General features: G+C 53.7%; 14 protein-coding genes. 7 read left to right on the top strand and 7 right to left on the bottom strand.

Annotated elements, in window-relative coordinates:
- The first annotated feature begins 27 nt into the window (after positions 1-27).
- On the top strand, positions 28-1458 hold the full coding sequence (locus VGN67_RS08305) for a sulfatase (RefSeq protein WP_327486338.1): 1431 nt from the start codon (positions 28-30) through the stop codon (positions 1456-1458).
- A 253-nt stretch (positions 1459-1711) separates the two neighbouring features.
- On the opposite strand, the gene nudK is transcribed toward VGN67_RS08305, so the two are convergent.
- Positions 1712-2353: a GDP-mannose pyrophosphatase NudK gene (gene nudK / locus VGN67_RS08300; protein WP_327486337.1), complete on the bottom strand. Its 642-nt coding sequence runs from the start codon at positions 2351-2353 to the stop codon at positions 1712-1714.
- A 55-nt stretch (positions 2354-2408) separates the two neighbouring features.
- Here nudK and VGN67_RS08295 point away from each other — a divergent pair, with 55 nt between their 5' ends.
- A complete protein-coding gene (locus VGN67_RS08295) occupies positions 2409-3161 on the top strand; it encodes a DeoR/GlpR family DNA-binding transcription regulator (RefSeq protein ID WP_327486336.1) in 753 nt (250 codons plus the stop codon).
- 69 nt (positions 3162-3230) lie between these two features.
- Entirely contained in the window at positions 3231-3917 is a 687-nt protein-coding gene (locus VGN67_RS08290) for a metallophosphoesterase (protein WP_327486335.1), read from the top strand.
- Here the strand turns inward: VGN67_RS08290 and ggt are convergent.
- Positions 3914-5677 (bottom strand): gamma-glutamyltransferase, encoded by a 1764-nt coding sequence (ggt, locus tag VGN67_RS08285; RefSeq protein WP_327486334.1) that lies wholly within the window; start codon positions 5675-5677, stop codon positions 3914-3916. The two genes, VGN67_RS08290 and ggt, sit on opposite strands and share 4 nt — an antisense overlap.
- A 235-nt stretch (positions 5678-5912) precedes the next feature.
- Here ggt and VGN67_RS08280 point away from each other — a divergent pair, with 235 nt between their 5' ends.
- Both VGN67_RS08280 and VGN67_RS08275 read left to right on the top strand, forming a co-directional pair.
- Positions 5913-7154 carry an ABC transporter permease gene (locus VGN67_RS08280; protein ID WP_327486333.1) on the top strand — a complete coding sequence of 414 codons (1242 nt, stop codon included), beginning with the start codon at positions 5913-5915 and terminating at the stop codon, positions 7152-7154.
- A gap of 66 nt (positions 7155-7220) precedes the next feature.
- Entirely contained in the window at positions 7221-7694 is a 474-nt protein-coding gene (locus tag VGN67_RS08275) for a hypothetical protein (RefSeq protein WP_327486332.1), read from the top strand.
- A gap of 114 nt (positions 7695-7808) precedes the next feature.
- Here VGN67_RS08275 and VGN67_RS08270 read toward each other — a convergent pair whose 3' ends face one another.
- Positions 7809-8144 carry a translation initiation factor gene (locus tag VGN67_RS08270; protein WP_327486331.1) on the bottom strand — a complete coding sequence of 112 codons (336 nt, stop codon included), beginning with the start codon at positions 8142-8144 and terminating at the stop codon, positions 7809-7811.
- A gap of 160 nt (positions 8145-8304) precedes the next feature.
- The gene (locus VGN67_RS08265) at positions 8305-9183 is read right to left on the bottom strand and encodes a diacylglycerol/lipid kinase family protein (RefSeq protein WP_327486330.1); all 879 of its coding nucleotides are present in this window, start codon (positions 9181-9183) and stop codon (positions 8305-8307) included.
- A gap of 197 nt (positions 9184-9380) precedes the next feature.
- Here VGN67_RS08265 and VGN67_RS08260 point away from each other — a divergent pair, with 197 nt between their 5' ends.
- Entirely contained in the window at positions 9381-9812 is a 432-nt protein-coding gene (locus tag VGN67_RS08260) for a nuclear transport factor 2 family protein (RefSeq protein WP_327486329.1), read from the top strand.
- A gap of 171 nt (positions 9813-9983) precedes the next feature.
- A complete protein-coding gene (gene nhaA, locus VGN67_RS08255) occupies positions 9984-11270 on the top strand; it encodes a Na+/H+ antiporter NhaA (protein WP_327486328.1) in 1287 nt (428 codons plus the stop codon).
- 53 nt (positions 11271-11323) lie between these two features.
- Here the strand turns inward: nhaA and VGN67_RS08250 are convergent, their stop codons facing one another.
- The 3 genes from VGN67_RS08250 to VGN67_RS08240 form a co-directional block, all read right to left on the bottom strand.
- On the bottom strand, positions 11324-11809 hold the full coding sequence (locus VGN67_RS08250) for a lipocalin family protein (RefSeq protein ID WP_327486327.1): 486 nt from the start codon (positions 11807-11809) through the stop codon (positions 11324-11326).
- A 131-nt stretch (positions 11810-11940) separates the two neighbouring features.
- Positions 11941-12927 carry a methylmalonyl Co-A mutase-associated GTPase MeaB gene (meaB, locus tag VGN67_RS08245; protein WP_327486326.1) on the bottom strand — a complete coding sequence of 329 codons (987 nt, stop codon included), beginning with the start codon at positions 12925-12927 and terminating at the stop codon, positions 11941-11943.
- Between the two features lie 115 nt (positions 12928-13042).
- Positions 13043-13714, bottom strand: a complete 672-nt coding sequence (locus tag VGN67_RS08240) for a 2-C-methyl-D-erythritol 4-phosphate cytidylyltransferase (protein ID WP_327486325.1) — start codon at positions 13712-13714, stop codon at positions 13043-13045.
- Positions 13715-13733 lie beyond the last annotated feature (19 nt).

Genomic DNA, 13733 nt, shown 5'->3' with positions numbered 1-13733 from the left:
AACAGTTAAAAAATTTGTTTATTTACCATGGTACCTGTCTGTTGCACTTATTTTCGTTCTGCCTTTCTGCTGCTGCTTGGCCTGGCATTCGTCTTTCTGTCGGTTCCTAGCCAGGCACAAAACAAACGAAAGCCCAATGTACTGCTGATAGCCGCCGATGACCTTAACAACCACATCAGCAGCTACGGGCATCCGCTCGTCCAGACGCCAAACCTCGACCGGCTGGCCCGGCGGGCGGTCCAGTTCAATAAGGCTTACTGCCAGTTTCCGTGGTGCAGTCCGAGCCGTAGCTCCCTGCTGACGGGCCTCCGGCCGGATTCGGTAAAAATTTATGATCTTAAAACCCACTTCCGCCAGACCGTACCCGACGTAGTAACGCTACCGCAGCATTTTAAACAGAACGGCTATTTCACCGCCCGGGTCGGTAAAATTTACCACTACTCCGTCCCGGCTGGTATCGGTACCGATGGGCTGGATGACCCCGCCTCCTGGCACACGGTACGAAATCCAATGGGACAAGACAAAGCAGAAGAACACCTGCTAACCAACGTAACACCAACCATCGGCCTGGGAGCGGCGCTGGCCTGGCTGGCCGCTGACGGGACTGACGAGGAGCAAACAGACGGTATGGTGGCTACCGAAGCTATAAAGCTAATGGAGCAGGCGCGCCAGCAACCGAACCGGCCTTTTTTTCTGGCCGTAGGGTTCTTCCGGCCCCACTGCCCCTTTGTAGCGCCTAAGAAGTACTTTGACAGGTACCCACTGGATAAAATACAGCTCCCGCCCGCCGACCCGGATATGAGTGACGTACCCAGGGACGCTTTTTTCTTTAACTGGTCCTTTCCGGACTCTACCAAAAAGCAGGTGCTACAAGCCTACTATGCCTCCATCACGTTCATGGACGCGCAGCTGGGACGGGTGCTGGATGCCCTGGAAAAGTCAGGCGAGGCCGACAATACCATTATTGCTTTCTGGAGCGACCACGGCTACCTGCTCAGTGAGCACGGGCAGTGGGAAAAGAACAGCCTCTTTGAGGAGTCGGCCCGCATGCCCCTGCTTATTGCCGCCCCGGGCGCGACGGGCAGCGGTCAGGCTAGTCCACGCATTGTTGAGCTACTGGACCTGTACCCTACGCTGGTAGACTGGAGCGGCCTGCCCAACCCCGGCCACCTGATGGGCCGCAGCCTGCGGCCTCTGCTGCAAAACCCACAAACCCCCTGGGGCCACCCGGCCATTACGCAGATCAACCGCAGCGGCGGCACGATGGGCTACAGCATCCGTACCGAGCGCTGGCGCTACACCGTCTGGCAGAACGGGCAGGGCGGCGAAGAGCTCTACGATCACCAGAACGACCCGCGCGAGTACCAGAACCTGGCGGCGAGTCCTGCGCATAAGGCAATTCGGGATGAGCTGCGGCAACAACTGTACAAAGAAGTAACGCCTTCACTTCTCCATTAATACCCACGCCAGGGAAAGCCAGCCGATTTTTAACGGTTCTCCCTGGGCCTGCTTTACAAACAAAAAGTGAACTGTCCCAACTACCCCGGCAGGCGAAGGAACCCATGATCACACCCCGGCGGGTGAAGCAGCTTCCGGAGAAGTAGGACAGAAGGAAATAAAATGGTTCATAAAAAAGGTTAGGAGCAGCAATGGGTTCGACTGTCTGGTCGAACCCATTGTTTTTTGAAGCGGGCTGGCGGAAGTAGGGCTATTAGGCACATAGGGGCCGGTTTGTAGCCGCCCCGTGGCGATCCGGCCCTTCGGGTGTGGGGAAGCCCAGCAGCTTGTGAATCTGGGCGTACTGAAGGAGCATAATTGTTTTGGCATCCTTGATTTCTCCGTTAGCTACCATTTGCAGCGCTTCCGCCAAAGAAACCTCCAGTACCTCTATATTTTCCTGTTCGGTAGCTTCGCCGCCACCTTCGCTCACTTTCATATCGTGGGTATACTCCGCCACAAAAAAATAGAGGATTTCGGTTACCGATCCCGGCGACATGTACGCCTCAAATACTTTTTTCACGGATTGTACTTTATAACCGGTTTCCTCCTCGGTTTCGCGCCGGATGCACTCTTCGGGGTTGTCATGGTCCAGCAGGCCGGCGCAGGCCTCAATGAGCAGGCCGCTGCTGTTGCCGTTGACGTAGGTAGGTAGCCGGAACTGCCGGGTAAGTACCACCGTCTGGTGCTGGCTGTTGTACAGCAGGATAGTGGCCCCGTTGCCCCGATCGTACGCTTCCCGCTCCTGTCGTTCCCAGGCACCATCGGGCCGACGGTAGTCAAACGAGTACTTTTTAAGTCTGTACCAGTTGTCCGACAAGGTTTCTTCCCGGATGATCTTTACATTTGGATTCATAATTTGATTATATTTGATTGATTATGATTAATTTTGAACAAATGTACAAGCAATTATGAGTTTTCAAAATAGAAAGAATAAGATTTTAACCTTAGTTGAGGCAAAGGGTGAAGTTGATGTCAGGGAGCTGGCTCAGGCTCTGGAGACTTCTGAAATTACCGTCCGGCGCGATCTGACGTCACTGGCGGCTGATGGTCTGGTACTTCGCACGCACGGCGGAGCCATGAAAGTTGAGCCCATCCGGGGACCCGTTGATTTTGCCCACAAGGCCGCTGTCAATGCTGAGCAGAAAGACGGCATTTGCCGGGTAGCGGCGCAGGAGATTCAGGAGGGGGAGGTTATATTTATGGACTGCGGCAGTACGGTTTTCCGGCTGGGCCCGTTTATCAGGAACAAAAAAATCAAGGTAATCACCAATTCGTTACCCGTTGTGTATGAGCTGATGGGAAGCCAGGTTTCGGTTAATCTGGTGGGAGGTGAGGTTGACCCTGAGCGGCTGGCTGTACACGGCAAAATAGCCGAGGAGCATATTGCCCGCTACCGCGCCGACCGCGCTTTTCTGGGAGTGGATGGGATTTCACCCGGGAACGGGCTGAGCGCCCATAGTGAAAAAGAAGCCTCTATGACGCTGGCTGTAGCCGCGCAGGCCACTTATACCTACCTGCTTTGTGATGCCAGCAAATTGGGCAAAGACAAGTACCTGCGGTATGCCCCACTGACGCTGGCTCAGGTCCTGATCACCAACGCCGACGAGGAGCTTTTACAGCCCTACCGCGAAAAGGGGATACGCATTATCCGGAGTCAGTAGGGGAGTGGTACCATTTTTTGGGTTGAACGGGCAGAAAAAGGTACCTTCACCCGAAAATATTCCACTCCTATGCACCTACTGGCTATCGGCGACATCCACGGCCGCGATTCCTGGAAAGAAATATCCGGCACCAAAGCGGACCATATTGTTTTTGTCGGAGACTTTGTTGACGCACGCCGGGACATAGAGGGCCCGGCCATCATCCGAAATTTTCAGGACATTCTCTACTTCAAAAAAACGGAGCCGGACCGGGTTACGCTCCTGCTGGGCAACCACGACATCCAGTACTTTTACTACCCCGACTACCGGTGCAGCGGCTTCCAGGCCGACCTTCAACCGACCTACACGGAGCTTTTTACCCGGAATGCCAACTTATTTCAAATCGCTTTCCAGTACCAGCAATACCTGTTCACGCACGCAGGGGTATCTACTAAATGGTACGGGTACCATCAGCACCTGATTGAGAAGTACCTGGCCGAAAATAGGCTTGGCGACGCCCTCAACGCTATCCACCGGAGCGAGGAGCGGAAAATACTGTTTGAGGCAGGTGGGGGCCGGGGCGGCATGCACCCCTACGGCGGCCCCGTATGGGCCGATAAGTCCGAAACCGAGGCCGACTACCTGATAGGGTACCACCAGGTAGTTGGGCACAGCCGGGTACCGCAGTTTATCCGAAATGGCGATGAACGCTCCTCCATTACCTATATAGATGTCCTGACCAGGCGAACGGAGTTCTACGAAATAGAACTGCCTTAGTACCCCATACTGACATCGTCGCCACGCGGGTCGGAGCCTCCTTCGAGGGTACCGTCGGGCCGCACCAGAATACAATCCATCCGGCCGATGGTATTGCGCTGCATCTCGAGCGTATAACCACGGTTTTGTAATTTGTTGATGGTGTTGTCGGTAAAGGCACCTTTCTCAAAAGTAGTTTTATCGGGTAGCCACTGGTGGTGAAACTTAAGTGCGTTGACAGCCTGCTGCATGGTCATGCCGTGTTCAAGTACATTCAGGATGGTTTGGTATACTGAGGTAATGATAGTGGAGCCGCCGGGGGTACCTACCACCATGTACAATTTACCGTCTTTTTCCAAAATAGTGGGCGTCATGGAGGATAGCATACGCTTGCCGGGAGCGATGGCATTGGCTTTGTTGCCAATCAGACCGAACATGTTGGGTACCCCGGGCTTGATGCTGAAATCGTCCATTTCATTATTCATAAAAAAGCCCCCGCCTTTCACCACGACCCGGCTGCCGTAGCCACCGTTGAGCGTAGTCGTGATAGAAACCGCGTTCCTATCCTTATCTACCACCGAAAAGTGGGTAGTTTCCAGGCTCTCATACCCGGCTATGGCCCCACCACTCACCTCGCGGCTGTCGGTAGCGCGGTCGAAGCTGAAATCACGCCAGCGGCTTTTCAGGTAATCATAACTAATGAGCTTGTCCACGGGTACGTCTACAAAGTCGGGGTCGCCCAGGAACTTGGCCCGGTCGGCGTATACGCGCCGCTCGGCTTCGATCATCACCTGTGCCGTAGAGTCGGTGTTCCAGCCCCAGCGCTTGAGGGGGTAAGGCTCCACCAGGCGCAGGAGCTGCATCAGGGCTACTCCGCCGCTGGAAGTCGGCGGCATGGTAATAATCTTGTAGTTTTTGTAGTTGCCAACAAGAGGCTCCCGCCACTGAGCGTGGTAGGCTCTCAGGTCTTTGGTACTGATGAGCCCATTGCCCGATTTCATTTCAGATACCAGCTGGCGGGCCACTTTGCCTTTGTAGAAACCATCGCGTCCTTTTTTCTGAATCCGGCGCAGGACCCCGGCCAGATCTTTCTGTACCAGCGTGTCGCCCGCCTGCCACTCGCGCCCGTCAGACCGCATAAAGTAGGTAGTACCCGGATTGACCTGATGCAAAGTTTCCCGGATGGCATTCAGGCCGCGGGCTTCGCGCTCGGTCTGGATGGTGCCCTTTTCGGCCAGGTCAATGGCGGGCTGCAGGAGGTCTTTCCAGGGGAGCTTGCCGAAGCGCTGGTGGGCTACTACCATGCCGTCTACCGCGCCTGGTACCCCGCTGGCCAGGTGGCCCAGGGTACTTAGCCGGGGAATGGGGTTGCCCTGCTCGTCGAGGTACATATCCTTATGGCTTTTGAGCGGAGCTTTTTCCCGGAAGTCCAGCGTATAACTTTCGCCGCTTTTATCCCGGAATACCATAAAACCACCCCCGCCGATATTACCCGCCGACGGATGCACGACGGCCAGCGCAAACTGCACCGCTACGGCGGCGTCTACGGCGTTGCCGCCTTTCTGCAGGATTTCGACCCCTACTCTTGAAGCGTCCGGATGCGCCGAAGCTACCATTCCCTGGCGGGCTATAACGCCCTGCCGGTCGCTGTAGAAAGGCTTCTGGTTGGGGTCGTCGGTCAGGAACTGGTAAAAGCCCTGCGACTCTTTGACGGGTTGCTGCGCCCGGAGCGCTGTCAGCGGTCCAAGTAAAGTGCAGAGGAGTAAGGCAGTGGTTTTCATGGAAAAATATTTCGCGTTAGGGTAGTACCTGGTGAAATATAAAGAAGGAGAGAGAGTTTTGAAAGAAATATTCCAAAAGAGATCGGGCTTTCGGAAACTTACTTTGTTTAGTGCTATTCAAACTATTTTAGAGCCACTTATCCTTTTTTGGGTTGCCATTCCATGGGTTGTTTTTACCTTTTGGACAATACGCAGGGCTCAGCGACTGAAACCTGATTAGCAGAGAGGACTACCCATGAGATTTTTACGACAAACAATCGAAAGCTTTCGGTTTGCGTGGCAGGCTTTACGTTCCAACCTTACCCGCACTACCTTGTCCCTGCTGGGGGTGACGGTCGGTATATTTGCCATTGTTGCGGTGTTTACCATTGTGGACTCGCTGGAGCGGAATATCAAGGAGAGCCTGAGCTCCATCGGGGATAAGGTACTGTACGTCCAGAAGTGGCCGTGGGGATTTGGGGGGGAGTACCAGTGGTGGAAGTACTTTCAGTGGCCGGACCCTTCCTACAACGAATACCGGTACCTCTACGACAATCTGGAAAATGCCAGTGCGGTGGCGGTGATGGATTTTAGAGGAAATACTACCGTAAAAAACGGCTCCAACAGCATGCAGGCGCTCATACAGGGAGTGTCGTTTGAATACAATGAAATTTCGGACGTACCCATTGCCATGGGTCGTTACTTCTCGCCCGTCGAGACAACGGCCGCCCGAAATGTAGCTATCATCGGAGCGGATGTCGCCGAAACGCTGTTCCCCAACCAGGACCCCATTGGAAAAGAATTTAAACTGGCTGGTAACCGCTTTGTGGTTATTGGACAGCAGGTAAAAAAGGGGGAAAGCCTGCTGGACTTTGGCGGGAATCCTGATATCAAGTGCCTGATTCCCTACGGGGCCTTTGCAAAATTTTTCCAGTCGGGGCGGCCCAGTCCCGATATTGTGGTGAAAGGCTTTGAAACCGACGAGGGAATGATGGAAGTAGAGGCCGAAATAGTAGGTCTTATGCGGACCCGGCGGGGCCTGAAACCACGGCAGGAGAGCAATTTTTCTATTAACCGGCCCGAAGCGGCCGCACAGGCTATTTCGGGGGTATTTGGGGTACTGACGGTGGCGGGTTGGGTTATCGGCAGCTTTTCTATTCTGGTAGGCGGCTTCGGGATCGCCAATATTATGTTTGTGTCGGTCAAAGAGCGGACCAACCTCATCGGGATTCAGAAATCGCTAGGTGCCAAGAATTACTTCATCCTGTTCCAGTTTCTTTTTGAAGCCGTTATGCTTAGTTTGGTGGGCGGAGGCGTTGGTATACTGCTGGTGTATCTGCTTTCTTTTATCCCGCTCGGTACCCTCGACGTACAGCTAACAATCGGTAATATCCTATTAGGACTGGGTGTTTCCAGCGTGATAGGAGTGCTCTCCGGCATAGTACCGGCGCTACTGGCCGCCCGTCTTGATCCGGTTATTGCCATCCGGGCCAAATAACGTATTGGAAAAATGAATCCAAATCCCGAAGTTAGTGCCCGCTATCACTCCTAGTCTGTTTCAGTCATGCGTAAATGGATCGCCCTTTTTATATTTCTCGCTCTTATCTTCGGTATCTTCTACTACATTACCTTCGGCTACTATAGTGAAGGCAAGCGGGGTGGCTTTGTGGTTAAACTGAGCAGGCGGGGGTACCTGCTCAAAACCTACGAAGGTGTACTGAACGTGGGGGGAATTTACGAAGGAGGTGGTACCTTAAATGCCGAGCAGTGGGACTTTTCGGTGGGAGGAAAAAATACACAGGCCATTGCCAAACTGGAGGAGGCCATCAAGAGCGGTCGCCGCGTGTCGCTTACTTATCAGGAAAAATTCTTTACGCTGCCCTGGAACGGGGATACCCAGTACTTTGTGACCGACGTGGAGCTGCTGGATATGTATACGCCTTCTCCCGCCAATCCTATGTACCAGCAACCGGCTCCTCCGCCACCGTCCCAGCCACTACCTCCTCCACCGGACACGTCCGGGGCGGTGGTTCTGTAGAGTTTGTGAGTCTATGAGTTTAAAGTTTATGAGTGGGAGTATGACTTTATAAACAAAGTACTTAGGACTACAGTACCTGTAGACTCATGAACTCATCTACTCATAAACTTCCCATCAGCCTCCCGCTTTTTTGGCTTTGTACCCTTTGTTCTGCAGCCAGGTAAGTACCTTGTCGCGGTGGTCGCCCTGAATCAGGATTTCGCCGTCTTTGGCGGCGCCTCCGGTGCCGCAAACCCCTTTCAACTGCTTGGTGAGTGCTTCCAGGTCGGTGGTAGTACCTACAAAGCCTTTGAGTACGGTGGCTACCTTACCGCCTCCCTTGCGTTCGAGCCAGAGGCGCAGGTCCTGTTGAGCCGGAGCCAGCGTGTCGGGTTCGTCGGCGGAGTCGCTTTGGTAATCAAATTCGGGGTCAGTAGAGTATACAATGCCGGAGCGATTTTTCTTGGACATGGGTGGTAGGTGGTTAGCCGACTGCTTTAGGCTGTATGCTATAAGCAATAAGCTTCTTTATAAATAAGTTTTTTCTTTTTTGACAGCCAGTGCCAGAACTATTGGGTCAAAGTAATAAAGCTAACAGCTTACAGCCTACGGCATAAAGCCTAAAGCCAAATTAACAGATCACGCGAAGGCTCCGGGGTACTATTTTTACTTCTACGCGGTTGGTATCCAGCTGGAAGGGTTCCCCGTCGTAGTGGACCAGGGCGGGGCCTTTGGTTTCTACCACCGCTTCGGTTACGGGTTCGTAGTTGACGAAGGCGGAGCCATTCATTCCCTTGGAAAACAGGCGGTACACCAGCGCAGTTCCGTACCATTTGGGAAAAGGCGTTACGGTACATTGGTCCAGTACCCCATCCGACAGGTCGGCCTGGGGAGCTACCCAGGCGTTATTGCCAAACTGGCCGGCGTTGGCAAAGCTCAGCGAAAAGGCTTTGAGGGGCTTGCCGTTGAGCAGGTACTCTTCGGGCTGGTAGGTCCAGTAGGCACCCCACGATACCCGCAGGTAGGCTTCCAGCCCCCTTTTGGTATACTGGCTGAAGGAGTGGCTGACGTGGGCGTCAAAACCAACACCAGCCACACAAAAAAACGGATTGCCGTTCAGTTGCGCGCTATCAATGGTGAGAGGTTTGCCGCTCAGCAGGCGCTTCAGCGCCGAAGTTAACTCCAGCGGCAGCGCCAGGTGGCGGGCCAGTCCGTTGCCGGAGCCCAGCGGTAGTATACCCAGCGGGGTACCGGTGTGCAGCAGCGCCCTTCCCACCTCATTGACGGTACCATCGCCGCCCACGGCTACTATGGCGGTCCATTCCTCTTTCTGAATTGCTTCCTGCACCAGCTCAGTGGCGTGGCCCCGGCTCTGGGTGGTGACAAGCCGGGCCTGGTGTCCGGCTCCTTTTACAAAGCTTTCAATGTGGGCTGAAATCTCGGCCGCACTCTTTCCCAACCGGGTACCTGAGCGGGGATTCAGTACAAACAGGTAGGAGCGTTTATCCACGGGTCAGGCGAAAAAGAGGAACAGCAACAAAATAAACACGATAATAAACAGGTAGTACAAGCCATCAATAAAAGGGTACTGCTGCCGGTCCAGTTTCTTGAAAATATCTTTAAACATAACTGGTCGCTGGGTTATAGATGCCTGGTAACGCCCTGTCATCTATATTTAGGTCTTATTTACAAAAATCCATAAAATATATGAAAAACCAGCTTATACTACTTTTGCTTTTGATAACAGCTACTGCGGCCAGCGCCCAGTCGGAGGCGGACCGGAAGGCTATCCTGGGTATACTGGACCGCCAGACCCGCGACTGGAACGCTGGCAATATTGCGGCTTTTATGAATGGCTACTGGGAGTCCGATTCGCTGATGTTCGTCGGAAAAAACGGCGTGACCTACGGCTACCGCTCCACCTACGAGGGCTACCTCAAGCGCTATCCCGACCGCGCCACCATGGGTACTTTACAATTCACCATTCTACACCTAAACTTTCCCGGACCGGATGTGGCTTTCGTAGTGGGTAAATGGAACCTGACCCGCCCGGAAAAAGGCGACGTAGGCGGCCACTATACCTTACTGTGGCGGAGAATAGGCGGTCGCTGGGTGATTGTCTGCGACCACACCAGCTGAGGCCGGGGAGCGGATAACCAGACTATCAGAAATATCAAACTTTCATTTCCAGCGGGAGTTGTAATGGATAGAGCCTGATAACGGGCCCTGTTGCGTTGCTCTGTTGATCCGGGGAGGTAGAGTAGTAGAGAAAGAGCATAGGTACCATAATCGTTTCTTTACTGACTACGAATGAAGAAGCAATCAGGGAAAAAAAGAGCTTTAATTCAGAAAGCCGTCCGGCCGGTCACCGAGCCACTGAAGCCTATTGTTACCCCCATTATTAATCCCATCCGGGACCTGGCCGAGAGCGGACGCCTGGCCGGTATCCTGCTGCTGTTGGCTACGGCTATTTCCATGATCTGGGCCAATACGGCCAACGGGGACGAGTACCTGCTTTTCTGGGAACGGTACGTAGGCGTGGAGCCTTTGCGAAAAACCATCATGCACTGGATCAACGATGGACTGATGGTGATTTTCTTTTTCTTTGTGGGGCTGGAAATAAAGCGGGAGCTTATGGAGGGGGAACTGTCAACCTTCCGGCAGGCGCTGCTTCCGGCCTCAGCTGCCATTGGTGGGGCGGTAGTACCCGCTTCCCTGTTTCTGCTCTTTAATTCCTCCGGGCCCGAAATGAACGGCTGGGCTATTCCTACCGCTACCGACATTGCTTTTTCGCTGGGTATGTTATCCCTCCTGGGCGACCGGGTCCCATTCTCGCTTAAAGTATTTCTGACGGCCCTGGCTATCATTGATGACCTGATCGCGGTCATGATTATTGCCCTTTTTTACACCGAAGACATTGATACCACCATGCTCCTGTACTCCGCGGGGGTAGTGGTAGTACTGGCGACGCTGGGCTACTTTAAGGTTAAGAAAATCCTGCCCTATGTACTGATAGGTATAGTACTCTGGTTTTTTGTCCTTAAGTCGGGGGTACATGCTACCATTGCGGGTGTCCTGCTGGCCCTGACCATTCCGCTGGAAAAAGTTGACGACATTGAGCATTCACTTTACAAGCCCGTTAACTACCTTATTATGCCCATTTTTGCGCTGGCTAATACGGCCATAATCTTGCCTGATGACATGGGCGGACTGCTATTGGCACCGCTTAGCCTGGGTATCATTGCCGGTTTGTTTCTTGGTAAGCCGCTGGGAATCCTGTTTATGTCGTGGCTGGCGGTCCGGAGCCGGTTGGTAAAGCTACCCCTGGGTATGCACTGGCCCCATGTAATCGGTCTGGGTTTTACGGCGGGTATCGGGTTTACGATGTCAATTTTTATTACCAGTCTTTCCTTCGAAGATCCGGACCGGCAGAATATGGCTAAACTGGCGGTTATTGCCGGAACGTTACTGTCCGCTATCATGGGCTTGCTGTTCCTTTTCCGGGCCGATAACCCCGCTACTTCACCCTATACCGGGGAAGACATTTCCGAACACCCGACCGATAACCCCTTCCTTGACCCGGAGGCCAAACACTAAAAAAAGGAGCCCGACGGCTCCTTTTTTTAGTGTTATAAATGATAATTTTGTAATTACTTACGCTTAAATTCAATAGTCCAGCGATAGTTCTGGCCATCCTCCACTTCGTTGTACGACCATCCCATGGTCGTATTATTTACTTCCAGGTCATACTCACTAACATCGGTACCGCTCGTCAGGATAATCTTGTTACCTTCTACTTTCCACTTCGAATCTTCGCTTACCCCGAAGTCTTCGGCGGCATCTTCGGCATCCTGGCATTCCTTAGGTGCACTGCCGGTCAGCGTGCCGTTACTTTTAAAAGTAAAAGTAATTCTGGTAAGGCAATCGTTTCCTAAAAAGCTATTAACGAATTGAAGGTAGTCAGAGATGCCATCCTGAGCAGGATTTACTTTAAGAGCTGACATATTCCAGCTTCCTTCTACACCATTTCCTCCGTTGGGAGTAGGGTCAGAATCATTTTTACAGCTGAACGCTCCAACGGCCAGCAACAGGAGTAGCACATAAGTGCTACGAAAACGGTACATTACATTTTTCATGGTCTTAGATTTTAATTATGTTTAAATAACAATGCAAAAGTAAAAAGTCTGCTTAAATATGAGAACAAGCGGTAACATAAAAGAGGACCAATGGCGCAGATTCTTCGTGAACGGTAAATAATCAGGAGCAGCTACCGGTGCAGGAAGAGGGCCAGCAGCCGCCGGGCGGCCACGGTAGGTAGTTCACGCCCCTCCCGAACGGCCTGCTCGGCCGCAGGTAATTGCGACCGCACACCGGAGTGGCTCAGGAAGTGGTCTTCCAGCGCGTGGCGCAGGTAGCTGTACATCCAGTCGAGGTGCTGGGTCTGGCGGTTGTGGGTAAAATAGCCGTTTTGAAGTACCTGCGCCTGGTACGTCTCAATTAATTGCCACAATTCAGCGATCCCCCGGTTTTCCAGCGCTGAGCAGGTAACAACCTGCGGCGACCAGCCCGACTCCGCTACCCGAAACAGATGGAGGGCGTTCTGGTATTCGCGTACCGCCTGCGCGGCTGCCTCCTGGTTGGGGCCGTCGGCTTTGGTAATGGCAATGGTATCAGCCATTTCTATGATGCCTTTCTTGATACCCTGCAGCTCGTCACCGGCTCCGGCCAGCATCAGCAGCAGGAAGAAGTCCACCATACCCCGCACCAGCGTTTCGGACTGGCCCACTCCAACGGTTTCAATCAGGAGTACTTCAAAGCCGGCTGCCTCGCAAAGCAGCATGGCCTCGCGGGTACGGCGGGCAACGCCCCCCAGTGAAGTACCCGCCGCTGACGGACGTATATAGGCCAGCGGATTATGGGACAGCTCCTCCATACGGGTTTTGTCGCCCAGTATACTCCCTCCCGACCGTTGGCTGGTGGGGTCCACGGCCAGTACGGCCAGCTTTTTGTTCAGGCCGGTAATGTACTTGCCAAAAGCTTCAATAAAGGTACTTTTGCCCACTCCGGGTACTCCGGTTATCCCGATTCGCAACGAGCCGCCCGCATGGGGTAGTACCTCCTCCAGTACCTGTTGGGCTAGCTGCTGGTCGGCCGGGAGGTGGCTTTCCACCAGCGTAATAGCCCGGCTCAGGACTATCCGGTCTCCGGCAAGTACTCCTTCTACGTAAGCTTGGGTGGTGAGGCGTTGGCGCATGGCTGAATTTAGGTACAAATACAGGTACTAACTAAAGAGGCGGCCCCCAAAAGTACTAAAACGCTTAATCAGAATCCCTATGTACTCACTAACGCTCCACAGCGGGAGCGAACAACTAGCTGGCCAGAAAGGCTTCTGCCCACAGCAGGTCTTCGGGAGTTGTGATCTTGATATTTTCGTAAGAACCTTCCAGAAGATGGATCGGGTAGCCCGCGTACTCGAGTACACTGGCGCAGTCGGTGAAGGTAGGGAGGTAGCTGGTCTGGAAGGCCGGACGCATCCAGTCGAGCCGGAAGGTCTGCGGGGTCTGGATCAGGCGGTACTCGGCCCGGTCTACGGCCTGGTTGGAACCGTCTGCCTGTACCCGGCGGGCCGAGTCTTTAAGCGGAACGCAGGTGACCGAGGTACCTGCCTCCCGCGCCTGACGAAAACCCCGGGCAATGGTATCGGGGCTCACAAACGGACGTACCCCATCGTGTACCGCTACCAGCCCCTCTTCGGCGCTGATACTCCGCAGGCCGTTTTGTACCGAATGAAAACGGGTTTCTCCCCCGGCTATCAGCTGGTAACTGGCCTGCACGGGGTACTGATCGCACAACTGGTACCAGGCCGCAAACTGGCTTTCGGGCAGCACCAGCCGGACAGAAATATCGGTTGAGTAGTAGTAGAAAGCATCCAGCGTATGCATCAGTACCGGGCGGCCTCCAATGGCGATAAACTGTTTGGGAATCTCACTTTTCATGCGGCTTCCACTGCCGCCCGCTACTACTATGGCAAATTCGTGCATGGAGTGAAAAGGGTAGGAA

Source organism: Telluribacter sp., from assembly GCF_035998675.1.
Lineage (GTDB): Bacteria > Bacteroidota > Bacteroidia > Cytophagales > Spirosomataceae > Telluribacter.
Note: the sequence above shows the minus strand (reverse complement) of the source record. Positions and strands in the feature narration are given on the sequence as shown.

Bases quoted from the DNA above. Each gene is read 5' to 3' on its own strand.
- VGN67_RS08240 (WP_327486325.1), bottom strand. From the start codon at position 13,714: ATGCACGAATTTGCCATAGTAGTAGCGGGCGGCAGTGGAAGCCGCATG.
- VGN67_RS08250 (WP_327486327.1), bottom strand. From the start codon at position 11,809: ATGAAAAATGTAATGTACCGTTTTCGTAGCACTTATGTGCTACTCCTG.
- VGN67_RS08280 (WP_327486333.1), top strand. From the start codon at position 5,913: ATGAGATTTTTACGACAAACAATCGAAAGCTTTCGGTTTGCGTGGCAG.
- nudK (WP_327486337.1), bottom strand. From the start codon at position 2,353: ATGAATCCAAATGTAAAGATCATCCGGGAAGAAACCTTGTCGGACAAC.
- meaB (WP_327486326.1), bottom strand. From the start codon at position 12,927: ATGCGCCAACGCCTCACCACCCAAGCTTACGTAGAAGGAGTACTTGCC.
- VGN67_RS08290 (WP_327486335.1), top strand. From the start codon at position 3,231: ATGCACCTACTGGCTATCGGCGACATCCACGGCCGCGATTCCTGGAAA.
- VGN67_RS08305 (WP_327486338.1), top strand. From the start codon at position 28: ATGGTACCTGTCTGTTGCACTTATTTTCGTTCTGCCTTTCTGCTGCTG.
- nhaA (WP_327486328.1), top strand. From the start codon at position 9,984: ATGAAGAAGCAATCAGGGAAAAAAAGAGCTTTAATTCAGAAAGCCGTC.
- VGN67_RS08295 (WP_327486336.1), top strand. From the start codon at position 2,409: ATGAGTTTTCAAAATAGAAAGAATAAGATTTTAACCTTAGTTGAGGCA.
- VGN67_RS08260 (WP_327486329.1), top strand. From the start codon at position 9,381: ATGAAAAACCAGCTTATACTACTTTTGCTTTTGATAACAGCTACTGCG.
- ggt (WP_327486334.1), bottom strand. From the start codon at position 5,677: ATGAAAACCACTGCCTTACTCCTCTGCACTTTACTTGGACCGCTGACA.
- VGN67_RS08270 (WP_327486331.1), bottom strand. From the start codon at position 8,144: ATGTCCAAGAAAAATCGCTCCGGCATTGTATACTCTACTGACCCCGAA.
- VGN67_RS08275 (WP_327486332.1), top strand. From the start codon at position 7,221: ATGCGTAAATGGATCGCCCTTTTTATATTTCTCGCTCTTATCTTCGGT.